Source organism: Pseudoduganella sp. GCM10020061, assembly GCF_042683405.1.
Classification (GTDB): Bacteria; Pseudomonadota; Gammaproteobacteria; order Burkholderiales; family Burkholderiaceae_D; genus Telluria.
In genome coordinates this window covers 674514-693529 of sequence record NZ_JBHUJS010000002.1, presented here as the reverse complement: position 1 = coordinate 693529, position 19016 = coordinate 674514, and the positions used below count along the sequence as shown (strand labels likewise).

Below are 19016 nucleotides of genomic sequence, written 5' to 3'. Positions count from 1 at the left end.
GGGGACGGTCCCTGCGGGGACCGCTCCCTTTGATCAGTAGCGCTGGGGCGCGATGTGCTCGGCGTAGTCATAGAGCGCGCCGAGAATGTGCTCTGCGCGTTCGTCCGCCTCTTCCGACAGTGCATCGATCTCGCCGAACAGCTGCTCGACCGTGCGCGCACCCGCTTCGCCGTCGAACAGGCGGTTTGCGCGGTGCTGCTCCCAATGGATCTGCTCCGCTTCCGACAGCGTATGCGGGAAGTTGCGCGCGCGGTAGCGGAACAGCAGTTCGTGCAGGCGCGGATCGTCGAACGCCGGGCTGGCGGTGGCCAGCTGCTCCGGTTTCTCGCTGCGCAGCGCATCGAGCTTGCGCCGGTCGCCGTTGCCGATAAAGCCGCCGTACAGGTCCTCGTCCACGTCGACCGGACCGCCGGCCGCTTCGCGCTTGAATACCTGCGCCCACACCGCGGACATGTCCGGTCCCGCCGCGATCAGCGCCGCATGCGACCGGCCCTGCTCGATGTCGATGCCCCAGCGCTGGGCCATCTCGGCGCTCAGCGTCTTGAGGTTCGCCACCAGCATCGGCGACTTGTTCAGGTGGATGCTCTTCACCGGCAGGCGCGTCACGCCTTCCGGCAGCGCGTCGCTGCGCGTGAACATGCGCAGGCGGATGGTCTCCGCGTCCAGCCCGAACAGTTCGGACGGGTCGTGGCTGCAGTCCCACACGATGACTTCGTTCTTGTTGGTAGGATGCGCGGCCAGCGGCCACACCAGGCCGATGCATCCGCGCTCGGCCGGGAACATGCCCGAGACGTGCAGGAAGGGCTGGCGCAGCTCCGGCGCCAGATGCATGCCGACCTCCTGCGCCGCGCGGTCCTTCTTGTGCAGGGCGAAGCAGAAGTCGAACAGGCGCGGCTGCTTCGAGCGGATCAGGCGCGCCAGCGCGATGGTCGCGCGCACGTCCGAGAGCGCATCATGCGCCGCTTCGTGGACCAGGCCATTCGCGCGCGCCAGGTCTTCCAGCTTGAAGCTGGGGCGTCCGTCCTCCTTGCGCGGCCATTCGAGTCCTTCCGGGCGCAGCGCGTACGTCATGCGCACCACGTCCAGCAGGTCCCAGCGCCCGCAGCCGTTCTGCCACTCGCGCGCGTACGGGTCGATCAGGTTGCGCCAGAACAGGAAGCGCGTCACCTCGTCGTCGAAGCGGATGGTGTTGTAGCCGACGCCAATGGTGCCCGGCTCGCTGAACGCCTGCTGGACCGTCGCGGCGAACCGGTGTTCCGGCACGCCCAGCTCCAGGCACTGCTGCGGCGTGATCCCGGTGATCAGGCACGACACCGGGTCGGGCAGGAAGTCCGGCGCCGGCTGGCAGTACAGCATGATCGGTTCGCCGATCTCGTTCAGTTCCGCGTCGGTGCGGATTGCCGCGAACTGCGCAGGGCGGTCACGGCGCGGGGTCGCGCCGAAGGTTTCGTAGTCGTGCCAGAGGAAGGTATGGGTCATGGTCTGTCAATCATAGCGAGACGCGGTTGCGCCCCGCTTCTTTGGCGCGGTACAGGGCGGCGTCGGCACATTTGACCAGCGCGCGCTCGTCCTGTTCCGCGGCCAGGCTGGCCACGCCGAAGGAGGCGGTCAGCTGCGGCATCGGAATGTCGGGGGTGTCGAAGACGACCGCGCCGCGCATGCGCTGGCACAGGCGCTCGGCCACGATCAGCGCGACATGTTCGGGCGTGTTCGGCAGCAGCACCATGAGCTCTTCGCCGCCATAGCGTACCGCGAAGTCGGAGGGGCGCAGCGCGGCCGAGACGGTGCGTGCAGCGAGGCGCAGGGCGTCGTCCCCGGCCTGGTGGCCGTGGGTGTCGTTGAAGCGCTTGAAGTGGTCGATGTCGATCATCACCAGCGACAGCGGGGTGTTGCCGGCGTGCGCACTGGCGACGAGGCCCGGCAGCACGTCGTTCAGCCAGGCCCGGTTGTACAGGCCGGTGAGGGCGTCGTTCATCGAGAGCTGGCGGTAGAATTCGCCGAGCTTTTCGCGCCGGCGCAGGGTGGCGTTGACGGCGCGGATGCGGAACGAGAGCAGGCGCAGCAGGTTGCGCGCGACGCCGTTGGAGCTGTCGATCAGGCGCCACACCAGTTCGGGCTCGATCGCCAGCAGTTCGGTGTCGTCCACCGCGCCGATGGCGGACAGGTTGGCCGCCTCGTCGAGCACGGACTGCTCGCCGACGCTTTCGCCGGGGTAGATCTGGCCGGCCGCGGAGTCGGACAGGCCGCGCTGGTCGCCCTCGACCGACAGGCAGCCGGACAGCACGATGTACAGTCGCGGGCGGTGCGCGTCTTCGAGCCGCGCGCCTTTGCGCAGCCGGACCACGGCGCATTCGGCGATGGCCGCCGCGATCTGCTCGTGATTGGTGTCGCAAAACAGCTGGAGCTGGCCCACCGTGTAGCGCGATGCACCGAAGGTGCCGATTCTCTCCATTGCGTTTCTCGGATTCTGTACCGCGTCATCATACAATAGTGAGCAGCAACTTTTCTATCCGCCATGACATATATTGACGCCATCGGGCAGCATCACAACACCGCGCCGGACGCGCGCATCGTCTCGCTGGTGCCGTCGGTGACCGAGCTGCTGTGCGACCTCGGCCTGGCGCCGCAACTGGTGGGCCGCACCGGCTTTTGCATCCATCCCGCCGAAGCGGTGGCGGCGATTCCGAAGGTGGGCGGCACCAAGGACGTCAACCTGGACAAGCTGCGCCGGATCGCGCCGACGCACGTGGTGGTTAACGTCGACGAGAACGAAAAGCCGACCGTCGACGAGATCGCGCGCTTCGTGCCCCATATCGTGGTGACCCATCCGAATGCGCCGCGCGACAACCTGGCGCTGTACCGCCTGCTGGGCGACATTTTTGCGCGCGAGGACGAGGCGGAAGCGCTGTGCGCGGCCTTCGAGCGGGAATATGCGCTGCTGCAGGCCGCTCCGCGGCGCCCCAACCGCGTCCTGTACTGCATCTGGAAGGATCCGTGGATGGCGGTGTCGCAGGACACCTACATTGCCGCGATGCTGGCGGAGATCGGCTGGACCGTGCCGCAACTGGGCGAGGCGCGCTACCCGCGCTTCGAGTGGAGCGACGCGCTGGTGCGCTCGCTGGACCAGGTGCTGCTGTCGACCGAACCGTACCGCTTTACCGAGGAGCACGCGGACGCGCTCGAACGGCAGCTCGGCAAGCCGGTCCGGCTGGTGGATGGCGAAATGCTGTCGTGGTACGGGAGCAGGGCGGTGCGCGGACTGCGCTACCTGAGGGAATTGGCCGAGGGCTGACGCCGCGGGCCCTGGTGTTGGCGCGTTCATCCCCGCGCCATGCGGGGATGAAACCGTCAGTCCGGAGCGGCTTTTCCGTCCGGGCTTAATCTTCGACTATCTCGGCAGCGCTGCTGCCGTCCGCCGCCATGTGCTTCATGGACGGGTGTTTCTTGTCCTTGTCGTGCAGGCGGCCGATCGCGCTGTCCAGCGCCCGCTTCAGCTTGTCGGCGGCGCCGTTCACCGCCTGGTGCAGGGTGGCCGAATGGTCCGATACCACCACTGGTGCATAGCCCGTCACGCGCGCCTCCATCATGCAGCGGTTCGCGCCGTCGGCCGACTTCTCGCGCACGTTGTCGCTCAGGTGCACTTCCACCGTCGTGATCTGCTCGCCGAAGCGCCCGATAGCGGCATTCACCACCTGGGTCACGTGCTCGTCCAGGCCCTGGTGCCGGTCGATCGTGTGGTCGGTGTTCACATTGATTTGCATTCTTGCTCCCGCTTGTATTGAGACGATTTGATCATACACGGCATCGATCTATTTCTCAGCGGAAATGAAAGTCATCTGGCAACCGGTTGAGCCCTAATCGGGCTTGCCGTGGTGCGGGAAACGGTCCATTCGCGACAGCACCGGGAACTTCCACGCCCACAGCACGGTGACGCCCAGCGTCAGCACCCCGCCCAGCACGATCGCGCGCACCAGCCCGAGCCAGCCGGCCATGATCCCCGATTCGAATTCTCCCAGCTCGTTGGATGCGCCGATGAAGACGGCGTTGACCGCGCTGACGCGGCCGCGGATCTCGTCCGGCGTCTCGAACTGCACCAGCAGGTGGCGGATGTAGACGCTGACCATGTCGCCCAACCCCAGCAGGAACAGGCAGGCCAGCGCCACGTGGAAGCTGTCCGTCACGCCCAGGCCGACCGTGGCCAGTCCGAACGCGCCGACGCCGCCGAACATCCACACACCCACGTGGCGGCGGATCGGATAGAACGCCAGCGCGATCGAGCAGATTGCCGCGCCGATGCCGGGCGCCGAGCGCAGCATGCCGAGCGCCTCCGGGCCCGCGTGCAGCACATCGCGCGCATAGGCCGGCAGCAGCGCGGTGGCGCCGCCGAACAGCACTGCGAACAGGTCCAGCGAAATGGCGCCCAGCATGATCGGACGCGAACGCACGAAGCGCATGCCTTCGAACAGCGTATGGAAGCTGAACGGTTCGCTGCTCTTCGCCTGCGGCGCCGCGCGTGTCATCAGCATGGCGGCGGTCGAGATGAGCAGCAGGGAGGAGGAAACGATATAGACCGCTTTGGCGCCCGCGATGTACAGCAATCCGCCCAGCGTCGGCCCCAGGATCACGGCGACGTGGAAGGCGGAGGACGACAGCGCCACCGCCTGGCTGAAGTCCTGGATCGGCACCAGGTTGCGCAGCACGGCCTGCGAGGCGGGCATCATGAACGCGCGCGCCGATCCGAACAGCACCAGGATCGCGAACACCGGCCACACCACCGTGCTGCCGGACAGCGTGAACGTGAGCAGGAGCAGCCCGACCAGCATCTGCACCGCCAGGCAGGCGGCAATGATGTTGCGGCGGTTGAAGGTATCGGCCGCGTGGCCCGCGAACAGGATCAGCACCAGGAACGGCGCGAACTGCGCGAGCCCGATCAGGCCCAGGTGGAACAGGTTGCCGGTGATTTCATACACCTGCCAGCCGATCGCCACGCTCTGCATCTGCACCGCCAGGGTGCCGAGGATGCGCGCGGAAAGGTAGAGCGAGTAATTGCGGTTGCGGAGAACCCCGAAACCGCCTGACGGCGAAGTGATCGACATGGTGTGCGTGGGAAGGGGACTGTCACTGCCCGCTCAGCGGCTGCGGGACAGTCCCCCGCCTGTCAGGCCCTTTACTTCTTGATGAAGCGGACCGCGAACTTGTCATCCGGCGTGCCCTTCATCTCGAAGAAGGGCTGTTCGCGCGGATCGCTCGGCACATGCAGGTAGTCCGAACGCGCATCGACCGAGAATCCCGCGCGCGTGACTTCCTCGATCACGGCCGCTTCCTCGATGCGGTGCAGCGTCTTGGTCGCGCCGATGCCCGCGCCAGCCTTGGCCGCGTTGTCGATGATGACCAGTTTGCCGCCCGGCTTGAGCGCGTTGAACAGCGCCTTGTTCATGGCGGCGCGGTCGGCCGGGGTGTTGACGATGTCGTGGTACGACATGTTGATGACGATGAGGTCGAGCGGCGGCGTGCCCGCCGGGACCGGATTGTCGAACGGCGCGACCACCGGCTTGAGGTTGGCCTGCGGGTTTGCCGCAAGGCGCTGTTTCAGCTTTTCCGATTCCTTGCCGGTCTGCGCATATACGGTGCCGCTTTCACCTACGGCGAGCGCCAGCAGCTGCGAAGTGGAACCGGCGCCAGCTGCCACGTCCAGCACCTTCATGCCCGGCTTGACCTGGGTGAACGCGAGGAACTCGGCTGGCTTGCGCCTGGCGTCATCTTTGCGGTCGCCTTCGCGCGCCTTGTGCTCGATGGCGCCCTGGAACGCGCTGAATTGCGCGCTTGCGGGAGGCAGGATGCAGGCCGCCATTAACGCTGCGGCGATGAAGTGGACGAACCGGTTTGGCTTTTGCATGTCGTAAGACCCTTTCATAACTGCTCGGATTGAACGAACCGTCACTACCCGGCCTTGGCCGGGATGACGGGGGAGTGCATGACCTGCCGACGGCTCAGGGCTGCGCCAGGTCGGCCTCCGACGTGAACGCGTCGGAGTAGAACTCGTCGGCCGGCAGTCCGCACTGCGCGATGAAGTCGCGTCGCGCCGAGTCGACCATCACCGGCGCGCCGCAGGCATAGACCTGGTAGCCGGACAGGTCCGGCAGGTCCTGCATCACGGCCTGGTGGACGAAACCTGCGCGGCCCGTCCAGCCGTCTTCCGGCAGCGCGTCCGAGACCACAGGAATGTACTTGAAATTCGGGATGGTGCGCGCCCATTCCTCCGCCAGCGCGTGCATGTACAGGTCCTGCGGACGGCGCCCGCCCCAATAGAAGTGCACCGGGCGCTCCGACTTCAGGTGCGCCATGTGCTCGACCAGCGCCTTGATCGGCGCGAAGCCGGTGCCCGACGCCAGCATCACGATCGGCTTGTCCGACTCTTCGCGCAGGAAGAAGCTGCCGTGCGGTCCTTCGAAGCGCAGGATGTCGCGCACCTTCATCGTGCCGAACACCTGCTCCGTGAACACCCCGCCCGGCATGTGGCGGATGTGCAGCTCCAGCGGCGACTCCAGCGAGGACGGCGCGCTGGCCATGCTGTAGCTGCGGCGCTTGCCGTCGCGCAGGAGGAACTCGACGTACTGGCCGGCGCGGTAGGCCAACGCCTCGCTGGCCGGCAGCTGCAGCTTGACGATCATGACATCCGGCGCGGCGCGGTCCATCGAGATGACGCGCGAGGGCATCTTGCGCACCGGGTACTCGCTGGAACCGGTGACTTCGCGCGCGGCGATGGTCAGCGCGGTTTGCGGCAGCGCGCAGCAGAACAGGGCGAAGCCCTCGGCCTTCTCCTCGTCCGACAGCGCGCGCTTCTGGTAGGGTTTGTGCTGCACTGTGCCTTCGACGATTTTTCCCTTGCACGAACCGCAGGCGCCGTTCTTGCAGCCGTACGGCAGGCCCACGCCGGTGCGGATGGCCGCGGCCAGGACGGTTTCGTCTTCCTCGCAGCTGAACTGGTGGCCGCTTGGCTGGACAGTGATCTCGAAAGTCATACAATCCTCAAAATGAACAACATAAAAACGGGGCGCCCGCGCCTCCTGGTCATCGGATGCGGCGACGTGGGCATGCGCCTGCTGCCGCTGGTGCGCGACCGGTTTCGCGTGTTTGCGCTGACCAGCCGGCCGGAACGCCGCGCCGAGCTGCGCGCGGCAGGCGCGATTCCGGTCGTGGCGGACCTCGACCGCCCGGGCACGCTCAAGCGCCTCAAGGGGCTGGCGCGCTACATCGTGCACCTGGCGCCGCCACAGGCGGACGGCATGCTCGACCGCCGCACGCGCAACGTGACCGCCATTCTACCCGAGGGGGCAGTTGTCGTTTACATCAGCACCACCGGCGTGTATGGGGACTGCATGGGGGCGCGTATCGACGAAACGCGGCCGCCCGCGCCGCACAATGCGCGCGCCTGGCGCCGGGTGGATGCGGAGCGCACGCTGCGCCAGGCGGTGCTGGCGCGCCACGGGCGGCTGGCGATACTGCGCGCGCCGGGGATCTATGCGCGCGAGCGGCTGCCGCTCGAGCGGCTGGAAGAGGGGACGCCGGCGCTGGCGCCGGCCGACGACGTGTACACCAACCATATCCACGCGGACGACCTGGCGCGCATCGCCGCGCTGGCGCTGTTCCGCGGCCTGCCGGGCCGGGTCTACAACGCGGTGGACGATACGGAGATGAAGATGGGCGAGTACTTCGATGCGGTGGCCGACGCGTTCGGGCTGGCGCGTCCGCCCCGGCTGTCGCGCGCCGAACTGGCGGCACAATCGACGCCGCTGCGGCTGTCCTTCATGTCCGAATCGCGGCGGATCGGCAATGGGCGGCTTCGCACGGAACTTGGGGTGCGCTTGCGCTATCGGACGGTGCAGGCGGCGCTGGCGGCATTCCGGGAAGACGGCTGCCGGCCGGACGACGGCCGGGACCCATCCTGAGCGAGCGCACCATCGCGCATGCGCAATGCCACGCGGGCATGGGTCCGGGCTAGCGCCGGGACGACGGTGTCAGAGGGTAGGGCGGGCCAGGGAAAGGGCGCCGCTCGCGCTGGCGGACATCTGCGAAGGCGGCACCATCGACCACGCGCTGGCAGGCTGCTTGGGCGGCACCATCGACCACGCCGTGGCAGGCTGCTTGGGCGGCACCATCGACCATGCGGTGGCGATCTGCTTGGGCGGCACCATCGACCAGGCCGCGACGGCCTGGGCAGGCGGCACCATCGACCATGCGTTCACGTCCTGGCGCGGCCCGTTGATCTGGCTGGCCGCATGCGCGAACGAGTCCTTGCCGAAGTTTTCCTCGTACAGTTCCTTCATGCGGTCGCCGGCGCGCTCGTGCAGCGCCTCGTCCTCTTCGCCGCGCAGGCCGACATACGGGAAGTGGTGCAGGTAGTGGCCAAACACCGCATCGCAGTCCTGCATGTACTTCATGGTATCGAGGATGTGGTAGTGCCAGAAGATGTCGACATCGAACAGCGGCGCGCTCTGCTCGTGCGGGTACTTCTTCATCAGGTAGAGGAAGCGCCGGTACTCGAACTCGACCGCGTCGGCCTTCTCGCGCGACCATCCCTCGCCGGACTGCGCGTGCATGAGCTTGACCTTGATCGGATCCAGGTCGAGGGCTGCGATGGCTGCGAAATCGTCGTGGGTGGTTTCCATGGGGTTCCTCCGGTCGTAAGAGTTTGGCAAGGCGCCGGATCAAAGTCTGCTATAAAAGCCACGGTGGATGTTGATTTACGTCAACATTTTTCGCGAGCAATTAATAACTTTTAGACACATAATTCAGGGTTTGGCTGCGCGGCGTTCAGCGGCCTGTCGGACCGGGCCAGTGCGACCGAGACCGAGATCAGGGTTCCCGCGCCCGGCTCGCTGCGCACCACGAACGTGCCGCCGAGAATCTTGACGCGCTCCTCGATACCGACCAGCCCGAACGAGTTCGCCTTGTCGCGCCCGCCAGGCGGCATGCCAATGCCGTTGTCGGCCACGGTCATCGACAGCACGCCGTCGCGGCACTTTAATTCCACCTGGACATGGGTGGCGCGCGCATGGCGCCGCACATTGCTGAGCGACTCCTGCAGGATGCGGAAGAACGCGGTGGCGCAATGGTCGTCCACAGCGACGTCGTGGTTGCCGTCGACCAGCTCGCAGGCGATGCCGGTATGGCGCCGGAAGTCCGCGATCAGCCATTCGACGGCCGCCGACAACCCCAGGTCCAGCACGTTCGGGCGCAGGTCGTTGATGATCTGGCGTACCGACTTGATGGTGGCGTCGATCTGCTCCATGGTTTCGCGTGCGCGCGCGTGCAGGCGCGGATGGCGCGTGGCCGTGCGCGAGCACAGCACGTCCGCCTCGATGCGCAGCGCCAGCAGGTTCTGTCCGAGGTCGTCATGGATCTCGCGGGCGATGCGCTTGCGTTCTTCTTCCTTGATGTGGTCCGCATGCGCGGCCAGGCCGCGCAGTTTGCGGTGCGAGACCTCGAGCCGGTCCTGGCTTTCGCGCAGTTCGCGCGTCATCAGGTTCGCCAGGTGCAGCGCGCGCCGGCGCGAGGTGGCCATGGTCTGGAACAGCGCCGACAGCAGCATCGTCACCACGAACCCGGCCGCGGCGGCCATCCACGGCAGGCTGGCGTCGAAACGGGTGTAGGCGTCCTGCTTGCGGGTGCTGAAGCTGGCGACCCAGGTGCGGCCCGCGAACGGGATTTCGACCTGGGTGACGAAGGTGTGATGGTCCGCTCGCGGCATGGGCGGCGCGGGATTGGCCCTGGTCGACGCGCTGTCGTACAGCAGGATCCCTGCTTTGCTGTCCGACATGGACAGACGCACGTCGTCCGCGCCCATCTCGTCGAGCACGTTCTGCACCAGGTTGCGCATCGAGAAGCCGATGCCGATCGAGCCGACATAGGCCGCGCGCCGCTCCGCCACCGTATTGGTGGGCATGCCGACACGGTAAATCGGCAGGCGCAAGGCCATGCCCATGTTGAGATGGTCGTTCATGATCGGCAGCGGAAGCCCGGAGCTGGCCATGCCGCCGGTATCGCGCGCGCGGTCGAGGCCACCCCAGACATCGTGCGCGCCCACATCGCGGCCGTAGCGCCCGCGCCACACTTCCACCGGATCGATCAGCACGATCAACTCCGGATCCGCGCGTCCGTTGTAGGTCAACTCGGGGAAAGCGGGGTAGCCATCGGGGCCGTCGACGGGCAGCGAGTGCATCTCGGCCAGGAATGCAGGCATCTGGGCCGCCGGCACGCGGCGCGCGTAATTCACGGCGACGATGCCGGGGAAATGGTATGGCAGTTCGAGGCCGTCGACGTAGCGGTGGAACTGCTCGCGGGTCGGATTGCCGAGGGTCCGCATCATGCTGGCGCTGCCGCGCAGGACATCGATATAACTCTTCAGGCGCGTCCTGATCATGTACTGGGCGTTGCGCGCCAGGTGCTCGAAGCGTTCGCGGTTGTCCGCCTCGATCCAGCTGGCCGTCACCCAGTGCAGCAGGTAGCCCACCACCGCCGAGAGTACTGCTCCGGCCAGCAGGGCGGAGAGAGTCTTCTTTTTGTCCACGAGTCACCGGTACAGAAACAGATGGAACTCAACTGTAACCACAAATTGACTAATGTCAAGAAACGTGAAGTCGGGCTCCGGTCTTAAGGGCAGGATGCTGCATTAACTGAACGGCATGCGGCTGCCGGCCGGCCACTTTTCCACCAGCCGTGCGGGGTGGTCACTTGTGGCGGAATTCGCCATAAATGGGCCGTTTCCGCCATCCCCGACTGTAGGAATAGCACAGGGTGGGTCCTCCCAACTCCGAATATTTTTGTCTCTTCGATCGTTTTTCGTCGCTTTCGTACTCTTTCACCGATCTGGGCCTGTTAACTGAACTGTTTTTGCCGCAGGCCGTCAAACCAAAGTACGAAACAGACATCGCGCACATGCGTTTGCGACAAAAATCGCGTGCCCGCGCGATCGAAACAGACACTGCTCCGAACGTTCCAGACATTTCTGCACCCTCAAACCGACACGACTTGGAGACTTTGCGATGAAAACCAGAACCGTCATCACGATCCCGATTCCTGTACCAGATAAAGCGTTCAATGCACTGTGCGACTACATGGACGGAGTACGCTGCAAACGCGACATCGCGTTCGTTGCGGGCGACGCGATCCTGGCATATATCGCCAACGGACGTGCGCGTGCCGCCGAAGCGCCGGGCAAGGCGCCGCAAGGATTTCAATGGAAGGACGTTTTTCTACCCGACGGCACGCGCCTGAAAACCCGTGTCCGGCGCAGGACCTACTACGCCGCCGTGCAAGGCGACCGGATCCAGTGCGAGGGTAAGGAAATGTCGCCGCATGTGTTTGCAAACGCGTTCGGCGTCGAGGGACGGAACGCCTGGCGGCACGTGTGGGTGCATCTTCCGTATGACACGAGCTGGAAGATTGCCTCCTCGCTCAGGCAGCGAAACGGGTGGTGAGGAAAACGTCTCTTCGAGCGCGATTTGTGTCGCTTGGACTGCGGCTAAATGTCGCGTTTGGTCTGTCAAGATTCGCGATTGAACGCGAAGCCCCGGAAAATTTGTCTGTTTCGATCGCGAGCGATGTCGCTTTTTGTCCATGAGATTGTGCAACCGATCCGTTTTCAAGGTAAACAGACACGGATTTAGCCCAAAAAATGCAAAAGCGACGGAAAACGATAGAGCAGACAATTTTTCTCGGAATTGGGAGGACCCACCCTGTGCTATTCCTACCGCTGGGGCGGGGGCTCCGCTGATATGTTTGCTATTTGTGCCTGCTGAACTGTTGAAAGCGATAAGTCGAGTGCCGCTCTGGCGTTGGGATGACGCAAAGGAAGCGGCCATGAAAAATGCCGTTCAGTGCTAACTGAACGGCATTACCGCCGCAGCGGGATTTTTTATGGACGCTTACTTCTGCCAGCTGTCTTTCAGCGTGACGATCCGGTTGAAGACCGGCTTGCCGGGCTTCGAATCGACGCGGTCGGCGACGAAGTAGCCGTGGCGCTCGAACTGGAAGCGGTCTTCCGGCTGGGCGGCGGCGATGCCCGGCTCCAGGTAGGCCTGGACGACTTCCTTGGCCTGCGGGTTGAGGAATTCGCGGAAGTCCTTGCCGCCGGAATCGGGCATCGGGTCGGTGAACAGGCGGTCGTACAGGCGCACTTCGGTGGCCAGCGCGTGCTCGGCCGACACCCAGTGGATGTTGCCCTTGACCTTGTAGTTGTTCGCGCCTTCCGTGCCGGACTTCGAATCCTCGAAGTACTTGCAGTGGACCGCGGTCACGTTGCCCTGTTCATCCTTGTCGAAGCCGGTGCACTCGACCACATAGCCGTAGCGCAGGCGCACGCGCGAACCCGGCGCATCGCCGACCGGCGGGGTGAGGCGGAAGTAGCCCTTGACCGGCGTCTCCATGAAGTCTTCCTGCTCGATCCACAGCGTTTTGGTGAGCGGGAAAGTGCGCTCGCCCATCTCCGGATGGTGCGGGTGGACCGGCGAAGAGCACTCGACCGACTGGCCTTCCGGGAAGTTGTCGATGACGAGCTTGAGCGGGCGCAGCACCGCGATCGCGCGCGGCGCTTTCGGGTCCAGGTCCTCGCGCACGCAGCCTTCCAGCACGCCGAAGTCGATCCAGCCGTCCGACTTGGTCACGCCGGTGCGCTGCGCCATCATCTGGATCGCTTCCGGCGTAAAGCCGCGGCGGCGCATGCCCACCAGCGTCGGCAGGCGGGGATCGTCCCAGCCGTCCACGATGCCTTCCTCGACCATCGCGCGCAGCTTGCGCTTTGAGGTGACGATGTAGGTCAGGTTCAGGCGCGCGAATTCGTACTGGCGCGGCACCGGCTTGCGGAAGAAGCCGCCCTCGGCCAGCGTGTCGACCAGCCAGTCGTACAGCGGGCGGTGGTCCTGGAACTCCAGCGTGCAGATCGAATGGGTGATGTTTTCCAGCGCGTCCGAGATCGGGTGCGTGTAGTCGTACATCGGGTAGATGCACCACTTGTCGCCGGTGCGGTGGTGGTGCGCATGGCGGATGCGGTACAGCGCCGGATCGCGGTTGGTCATGATCGGCGAGGACATCGCGTCTTCGCTCATCTTGGCGCGCAGGATGTGCTCACCGTCCTTGTACTTCCCGGCGCGCATGTCGCGGAACATCTGCAGCGATTCGGCGGCAGGGCGGTTGCGGTACGGCGAGTTGGTGCCCGGCGTGCCGAAATTGCCGCGGTTGGCGGCCATCTCTTCGGCGCTCTGGCTGTCGACGTAGGCGTAGCCTTTTTCGATCAGGTACTCGGCCATCTGGTACAGCTGCTCGAAGTAGTCGGACGCGTAGTACAGGTGCTCGCCCCAAGAAAAGCCCAGCCACTTCACGCTGTCGATGATCGAATCGACGTATTCCTGCTCTTCCTTCTCCGGATTGGTGTCGTCGAAACGCAGGTGCGTGCGGCCGGCGTAATCCTTGGCCAGGCCGAAGTTCACGCAGATCGACTTGGCGTGGCCGATGTGCAGGTAGCCGTTCGGCTCCGGCGGGAAGCGGGTGATCACGTCCGGCAGCCCGTCGCGGCGATGCTTGCCTGCGGCGAGGTCCTGCTCGATGATCGTGCGCAAAAAGTTGGGCGCCGGCGCCACAGGCGCCGGATTATTCTTATCGTTGCTCATGGAAGCGTGCGGGGAAAAGTGGGATATCCCGTCCATTTTACCCTATTGCAGCCCGAGCAAATCAGCGCGCGGGAATCCCCACTCGGGAACGCCTTGCGGGCAGGGCTGCCCGCTGAAATCGCGGTGGCGGATGGTGGAAAAATTCCCGTCCGGGCCGCTGCCGTAGCGCAGGTCCCAGCCGCCTTCCGCGTCCAGCGCCGGCGAACGCACGAAGCGCAGCCAGGCGCGCATGTGGCATGCGTTGTGGTACATCGCGCGCAGCGCCGGCAGGCTGGCCTCGCGGGTGAGCTGGACGAGGACAGCGCCGCTTGCGCCATCGGCGGGCGTGCCGCCGCCCATGGCGAGCATGGCGGCGGGACACTGCGACGGGGCGAGCAGGGCGGGATCGAGGCTGGCCACGCCGCGGCGCACGGTAAAGGTGCCGGCGCCTTCGTTCGCCTGCACTGACACGAAATTCCAGCACAGCGGATTGGACGGGAAGGAGGTCATCGCCACGTCGAGCACGCGCTGGTCCGGCTGCGCGCGGAGCAGGGCCTGGGTGACCATGCTGCGGCCGTGGGACGAGGCGGCCCCCTGCAGCGCGACGAATCCCAGCATCAGCGCAAACACGCCGGCCAGCGCGCCCCGGCCGGCCGGACCCGAACGGTGCTGCGCGATGGCTGCGCCCGCGCCCAGCGCGGCCAACACCGCCAGCGAGGCGGGCAGCAGGAAGCCGCGCACGGTGAAGAACAGGAGCGCGAGGCAGGGTAGCGCAAGCAGCATCGCGCGCAGCATGCGCCGCCGCACCATCATCGCCAGCGGCACGCCGAAGGCGACCCAGAACACCGGCTCGATGATGTACACCATGTCGCCATAACGCCATTCCGCATCGAGCGGGTAGAACGGGTGGATGCCGTACGAATTGAGGAAGTCCATCAGCAGGTGCAGGCCGAAGCCGGTCGTCACTGCCGCCACAAAACCGCGGCCGGCGGCGCCGCTGGCACGCACCAGGTGGCGCGCATTGGGCCAGGCAAGCAGCGTGGCCAGCATCAGCACGAGCGCTTGCGGGATCGCGTACAGGATCGTGTGCGTGTGGCCGCGGTGGTGCAACAGGTAGCCGAGCGGCGCGGGCAGCATCTGGGTGAGCACCAGGTCCAGGTCGGGAAAGGTGTTCGCAGCGGCGCAGGAAAACAGCAGCAGGCGGCGGCGCGTGCCGTGGCCGTGCGGGTCCGCCTCGCGCGGGAGCAGGCGGTGAATGAGTTCTCCCGCGGCGAGGCCGGCGGCCAGGTGGCTCAAGTTATCCATCAGCAAATTCTACCCGCTGGGTAACCGTCGCCCAGTTTCGATACTTTGCGTGTTTCACAGGAGCCCCTGTGATACTTTTTGAATATAACAGCATTCCTGGTGGTATGGGGCTCCCCGGAAGCCGTCCGCGAGGCGCGGTATCATGTAGGATTATTGTCAATTTGAACTTCCCGTTCCGAGGAGCTGTCCGTGCCTACCTTCCCGCTGAAATCCACCGTCACCCTTGCCGTCGCCCTCGCACTGTCAGCTGCATTTGCACCCCACGCTGCGGCGATCGAGCCAAGCGGCCCGCCGGCCGCCGTCAAGGGCTGGCGCGCGGTTACCGTCGCCAAGGGCGTGGACCGGCCGTGGGGCATGGCCTGGCTGCCGGACGGCCGCGCGCTGGTCACCAGCAAGCACGGCAAGCTGTTCGTCGTGAACGGCAACCGCTTCGACGAAGTGCCGCTGGAAGGCCTGCCGGAAGTGTTCACGAGCGGCCAGGGCGGACTGCTCGACGTCTCCGTGCACCCGGGCGACAAGGACAATCCGCGCATCTACATGACGCTGGCCACCGGCACCTCGTCCGCCAACCGCACCACGCTGGTGCGCGGCACCTTCGACGGCAAGCGCGTGCACGGCATCGAGACCCTGTTCCAGGCCCGTCCGGACAAGAGCGGCGGCGCCCACTTCGGCTCGCGCCTGGCGTGGCTGCCCGACGGCACGCTCCTGATGAGCATCGGCGACGGCGGCAATCCGCCCACCCGCATCGGCGACCGCCTCGCGCGCGAACAGGCCCAGAACCTGGCCACGCACCAGGGTTCGATCCTGCGCCTGACTGCCGACGGCAAGGCCGCGCCGGGCAACCCGCTGGCCAAGCGTCCGGGCGCGCTGCCCGAGATCTGGTCGATGGGCCACCGCAACGTGCAGGGCCTGGCGGTCGACAAGGCCACCGGCCAGGTGTGGGCGACCGAGCACGGCCCGCGCGGCGGAGACGAGCTGAATTTGGTGGTGGCAGGCCAGAACTATGGCTGGCCGCTGCAGAGCTACGGCGCCGACTACGTGACCGCCGAGCCGGTGGGGCAGCGGGAAGTACCGGGCATGGTCGGGCCGAAGGTCGCGTACGTCCCGTCGCCGGCGCTGTCGGGGCTCACGGTGTACAGCGGCAGCCAGTTCCCGCAATGGCGCGGCAGCGTCTTCAGCGGCGCGATGGTGGGCATGGACATTCGCCGCATCGCGGTGGACAAGAACGGCAACGCGGTGCGCCAGGAGCGCCTGGAAATCGGCGCCCGCGTGCGCGACGTCAAGCAGGGGCCGGACGGGCACCTGTATGCGCTCACCGACGAGGCGGAAGGGCGCCTGCTGCGCATCGTGCGCGAATAACCGTCGTCGCCCCGCCGCCCGCAAAGGCGTGCCAACTCCGGTAGTCCGGCATGGATCCCGGCCCGCGCCGGGATGACCGCGGCGTTTGCGCTGCGATAACGGCCGGCGGGCGCGAAACGATGGCAGAGTGGCAGCGTTGGGGCCATCTGTAGGATAATCTCTCTTTTAACGGTTTTGCCGGGAGCTATCCTCGTGGAAAATTTGTACCATGTGCTCGGCGTGGCCCCCAATGCCAGCGACGACGAGATCCGCAAGGTCTACCGCTCGCTTGCCATGCGCTACCACCCCGACCGCAACCAGGAGCCGGGCGCTGCCGCCCGCTTCCAGGCGATCGCCAAGGCATACGAAGTGCTGTCCGATCCCGCCAGGCGCGAGGAATACAACCAGACCCTGACACACCGGATCGTGATCGATCCGCAGGCCGAGGCTTATGGCCTGTGGCGTTCCGTGTTCAGCGTGAATGGCGTGGCCATCCCGGCCGAATAAATCACCGAGGAACAGAGTGATGAGAAGAGTACACCCCGAATTCGCCTACCAGTCGCGTGAACTGGACGGCCAGATCGAAGGCATCCTGGGCGACCCGCCCAACAAGAAGAACTACGACATGATGGTGCAGGCGCTGGTCTCCGAATACGCGGGCGGCGGCGGCATCGAGGACGTCAACATGATGGCGTTCGCACTGGTCGACCATATCCGCTTCACCAACCCGAAAGGGCTGATGGCCGAGACGCGCAACTACGACAGCGGCAAGCCCGAAGCCGTGTTCGCGATGGCCGAATGCGACGGCGAGGAAGCGTGCAAGATGTACGCCGAAATGACCGCCAACTATCCCGAGATGGCGCGCCAGGCGATCATCACCGCATTCCTGTACAAGAACCCGCGCCAGTGGGACGAGGACGACCAGTCGCTCGACCAGCTCGCGCGCAACGACGAGGGCGAGGACGACGAGGCCGAAGACCAGATGGTCAGCGACGACTTCGCGCAGATGTTCGACCAGGAGGGCGACGATCAATGAGCGAGAAATCCAACCTGCCTGCGATCTCCAAGCAGGTCACGGAACTGGTGCTGGCCGGCTCCCTGAGCCACGCCGAGGAAGCGTTCACGCAGGCCGCCGAGGAGCATGGCGACTATGCGGTTGCCGAAGTGCTGTCCTCGATTCCGCCGCAGGTCACCGCGCTGCACCTGGCAGGCTTTGACGGCGGCAAGACCTCGCTCGCGACGCTGCTGGTGCCACCCAAGGCGTGGGCCGAGAGCTTGGCCTTCATCGCCGCCACCTGGCCGGACGACCTGATCGAGGACGACCCCGAGCGCATCGCCGAATCGCTGTTCGCGCACGTGCACGGCGTGGTCTACGCCACCGACGACGAAGAGCGCCGCCGCGAGCTGCTGGCCGAAGCTTCCGCCACCGACTACGGCGCGACCATCTTCGCGATCCTGTTCTCGATGGCGCCGCGCGAGATCCTCGAAGTGGCGGCCGAAGTGATCCAGAAGGGCCCCTACATCACCGGCCAGACCTCGTCCGACAACGACGTGGTGCCGCTCGCGATCGACCTGGTGAAGGCGAGCGAGGATGGCTGGGACCGCGCCCTGTTCGAGCTGTTCCCGGACTTCCGCCACAGCGCCGACCTGGCCGACGCCGAATTCTCCGACGATCCGGACGAGGAACCGAAGTTCCTGCAGCGTTCCACCAAGGAGCTGCTGTACCGCCTGCGCAAGCAAGTGCCGTCCACGCGCGCCACGCCCAAGCGCGGCAGCCGCCGCAGCCTCGGCACCGACATCTTCTCCTGAAAGGCGCACGGACACTGATGCTGCCAGCACTCGTAGTAGAGCGCCTGCCGCGCCTGGTGGGCGCGATCCGCCGCCTCGCGACCCGCCCGCTGGAGGAGGACGAAGACATCATCCTCGCCGACGAACTTGCGGGCGTGACGGCGATGGTGGCCGAAAAATTCACCAACGACCGTACCGCCGAAGGCATCCAGCGCGCGATGTACCTGACCACGGGCTGCGTCTCGCTCGGACTGGAGGACATCCTCAGCACCGACAGCGACGACGCCGCGCTGGACTTCCTGATCGAGCATGGCGCCGAGCAGGCGTTCAAGCGCGGCTACGGCATGATCAAGGAACTGGCCGCGCTGCCGGAGGACACGCTGGTCGGCGAGTACGACCAGGACACCGTGTACGCGCAGCGGCGGCTGAAGGAAGTGTTCTTCGACATCTGCTACGCGGACCCGTCGCAGAACTGGAACGGGCCGGACAAATACCAGACCCAGCTCACGCACCGCAAGGAAGTGCAGGCGATCGTGCGCGCGGCCGCGTGGCTGCGTCGGCACCATTACGAAGGCCCGATCAGCGACCCTGACCTGAACGCGGAAGGCGTGATCGCGCTGGCGATCATCTTCGCCATCGAGAACACGGGCCGCATCACCGCGCGCACCGGTCAGAAGGAATTCGAGCGCCTGGTGGCCTCGGTCCGCAAGAACAAGCCCGACTACGAAGAAGGCTGGGCCAAGCTGCTCGCGCAACTGCCGGCGCAGCACCAGGGCATCATTGCCGACCGCATCGCCAACTACCGCGAGACCTGCACCGTCATCCAGAAGATGCGCGGCCGCACCGCCCTCAAGACGCTGTTTACCGAGTTGGAGAGCTACGCCGGCTCCGAACTCGAAGCCGACTACTAGCGAGGAATGGGGACGGTTCCCTACCGGG

General features: G+C 65.9%; 18 protein-coding genes. 8 read left to right on the top strand and 10 right to left on the bottom strand.

The features are described from left to right. Nucleotides 1–33: 33 nt before the first annotated feature. Both sbcB and ACFSQR_RS06960 read right to left on the bottom strand, forming a co-directional pair. Nucleotides 34–1479: an exodeoxyribonuclease I gene (gene sbcB / locus ACFSQR_RS06965; protein WP_377728927.1), complete on the bottom strand. Its 1446-nt coding sequence runs from the start codon at nucleotides 1477–1479 to the stop codon at nucleotides 34–36. Between the two features lie 10 nt (nucleotides 1480–1489). After that, nucleotides 1490–2452: a GGDEF domain-containing protein gene (locus ACFSQR_RS06960; RefSeq protein ID WP_377728926.1), complete on the bottom strand. Its 963-nt coding sequence runs from the start codon at nucleotides 2450–2452 to the stop codon at nucleotides 1490–1492. Between the two features lie 63 nt (nucleotides 2453–2515). On the opposite strand from ACFSQR_RS06960, the gene ACFSQR_RS06955 reads away from it, so the two are divergent. Next, on the top strand, nucleotides 2516–3292 hold the full coding sequence (locus ACFSQR_RS06955; RefSeq protein ID WP_377728925.1) for a helical backbone metal receptor: 777 nt from the start codon (nucleotides 2516–2518) through the stop codon (nucleotides 3290–3292). Nucleotides 3293–3377: 85 nt separating this feature from the next. On the opposite strand, the gene ACFSQR_RS06950 is transcribed toward ACFSQR_RS06955, so the two are convergent. The 4 genes from ACFSQR_RS06950 to ACFSQR_RS06935 form a co-directional block, all read right to left on the bottom strand. Continuing rightward, nucleotides 3378–3761, bottom strand: coding sequence for an HPF/RaiA family ribosome-associated protein (locus ACFSQR_RS06950; protein WP_377728924.1), 384 nt, complete (start codon nucleotides 3759–3761; stop codon nucleotides 3378–3380). 93 nt (nucleotides 3762–3854) lie between these two features. Further along, nucleotides 3855–5096 carry an MFS transporter gene (locus ACFSQR_RS06945; protein WP_377728922.1) on the bottom strand — a complete coding sequence of 414 codons (1242 nt, stop codon included), beginning with the start codon at nucleotides 5094–5096 and terminating at the stop codon, nucleotides 3855–3857. 71 nt (nucleotides 5097–5167) lie between these two features. After that, nucleotides 5168–5896, bottom strand: coding sequence for a class I SAM-dependent methyltransferase (locus tag ACFSQR_RS06940; RefSeq protein WP_377728921.1), 729 nt, complete (start codon nucleotides 5894–5896; stop codon nucleotides 5168–5170). Nucleotides 5897–5990: 94 nt separating this feature from the next. Then, a complete protein-coding gene (locus tag ACFSQR_RS06935; protein ID WP_377728919.1) occupies nucleotides 5991–7022 on the bottom strand; it encodes a CDP-6-deoxy-delta-3,4-glucoseen reductase in 1032 nt (343 codons plus the stop codon). A 12-nt stretch (nucleotides 7023–7034) separates the two neighbouring features. Here ACFSQR_RS06935 and ACFSQR_RS06930 point away from each other — a divergent pair, with 12 nt between their 5' ends. Then, the gene (locus tag ACFSQR_RS06930; RefSeq protein WP_377728918.1) at nucleotides 7035–7949 is read left to right on the top strand and encodes an SDR family NAD(P)-dependent oxidoreductase; all 915 of its coding nucleotides are present in this window, start codon (nucleotides 7035–7037) and stop codon (nucleotides 7947–7949) included. A gap of 69 nt (nucleotides 7950–8018) precedes the next feature. On the opposite strand, the gene ACFSQR_RS06925 is transcribed toward ACFSQR_RS06930, so the two are convergent. Beyond that, the gene (locus ACFSQR_RS06925; RefSeq protein WP_377728917.1) at nucleotides 8019–8669 is read right to left on the bottom strand and encodes a glycine-rich domain-containing protein; all 651 of its coding nucleotides are present in this window, start codon (nucleotides 8667–8669) and stop codon (nucleotides 8019–8021) included. 110 nt (nucleotides 8670–8779) lie between these two features. Continuing rightward, entirely contained in the window at nucleotides 8780–10570 is a 1791-nt protein-coding gene (locus ACFSQR_RS06920) for a CHASE domain-containing protein (protein WP_377728916.1), read from the bottom strand. 475 nt (nucleotides 10571–11045) lie between these two features. On the opposite strand from ACFSQR_RS06920, the gene ACFSQR_RS06915 reads away from it, so the two are divergent. Beyond that, a complete protein-coding gene (locus ACFSQR_RS06915; protein ID WP_377728915.1) occupies nucleotides 11046–11480 on the top strand; it encodes a hypothetical protein in 435 nt (144 codons plus the stop codon). 447 nt (nucleotides 11481–11927) lie between these two features. Here ACFSQR_RS06915 and ACFSQR_RS06910 read toward each other — a convergent pair whose 3' ends face one another. Both ACFSQR_RS06910 and ACFSQR_RS06905 read right to left on the bottom strand, forming a co-directional pair. Then, nucleotides 11928–13667: a glutamine--tRNA ligase/YqeY domain fusion protein gene (locus tag ACFSQR_RS06910; protein WP_377728914.1), complete on the bottom strand. Its 1740-nt coding sequence runs from the start codon at nucleotides 13665–13667 to the stop codon at nucleotides 11928–11930. A 42-nt stretch (nucleotides 13668–13709) separates the two neighbouring features. Beyond that, nucleotides 13710–14951, bottom strand: a complete 1242-nt coding sequence (locus tag ACFSQR_RS06905; protein WP_377728913.1) for a metal-dependent hydrolase — start codon at nucleotides 14949–14951, stop codon at nucleotides 13710–13712. 189 nt (nucleotides 14952–15140) lie between these two features. Here ACFSQR_RS06905 and ACFSQR_RS06900 point away from each other — a divergent pair, with 189 nt between their 5' ends. The 5 genes from ACFSQR_RS06900 (at nucleotide 15141) to ACFSQR_RS06880 (ending at nucleotide 18988) form a co-directional block, all read left to right on the top strand. Beyond that, nucleotides 15141–16310: a PQQ-dependent sugar dehydrogenase gene (locus ACFSQR_RS06900; RefSeq protein ID WP_377728911.1), complete on the top strand. Its 1170-nt coding sequence runs from the start codon at nucleotides 15141–15143 to the stop codon at nucleotides 16308–16310. Between the two features lie 192 nt (nucleotides 16311–16502). Continuing rightward, nucleotides 16503–16796 carry a J domain-containing protein gene (locus ACFSQR_RS06895; protein WP_377728909.1) on the top strand — a complete coding sequence of 98 codons (294 nt, stop codon included), beginning with the start codon at nucleotides 16503–16505 and terminating at the stop codon, nucleotides 16794–16796. Between the two features lie 19 nt (nucleotides 16797–16815). Beyond that, nucleotides 16816–17325: a hypothetical protein gene (locus ACFSQR_RS06890; RefSeq protein ID WP_377728908.1), complete on the top strand. Its 510-nt coding sequence runs from the start codon at nucleotides 16816–16818 to the stop codon at nucleotides 17323–17325. Next, the gene (locus tag ACFSQR_RS06885) at nucleotides 17322–18098 is read left to right on the top strand and encodes a hypothetical protein (RefSeq protein ID WP_377728906.1); all 777 of its coding nucleotides are present in this window, start codon (nucleotides 17322–17324) and stop codon (nucleotides 18096–18098) included. Before ACFSQR_RS06890 ends, ACFSQR_RS06885 begins: the two co-directional genes overlap by 4 nt. Nucleotides 18099–18115: 17 nt before the next feature. Beyond that, entirely contained in the window at nucleotides 18116–18988 is an 873-nt protein-coding gene (locus ACFSQR_RS06880; protein ID WP_377728905.1) for a hypothetical protein, read from the top strand. Nucleotides 18989–19016 lie beyond the last annotated feature (28 nt).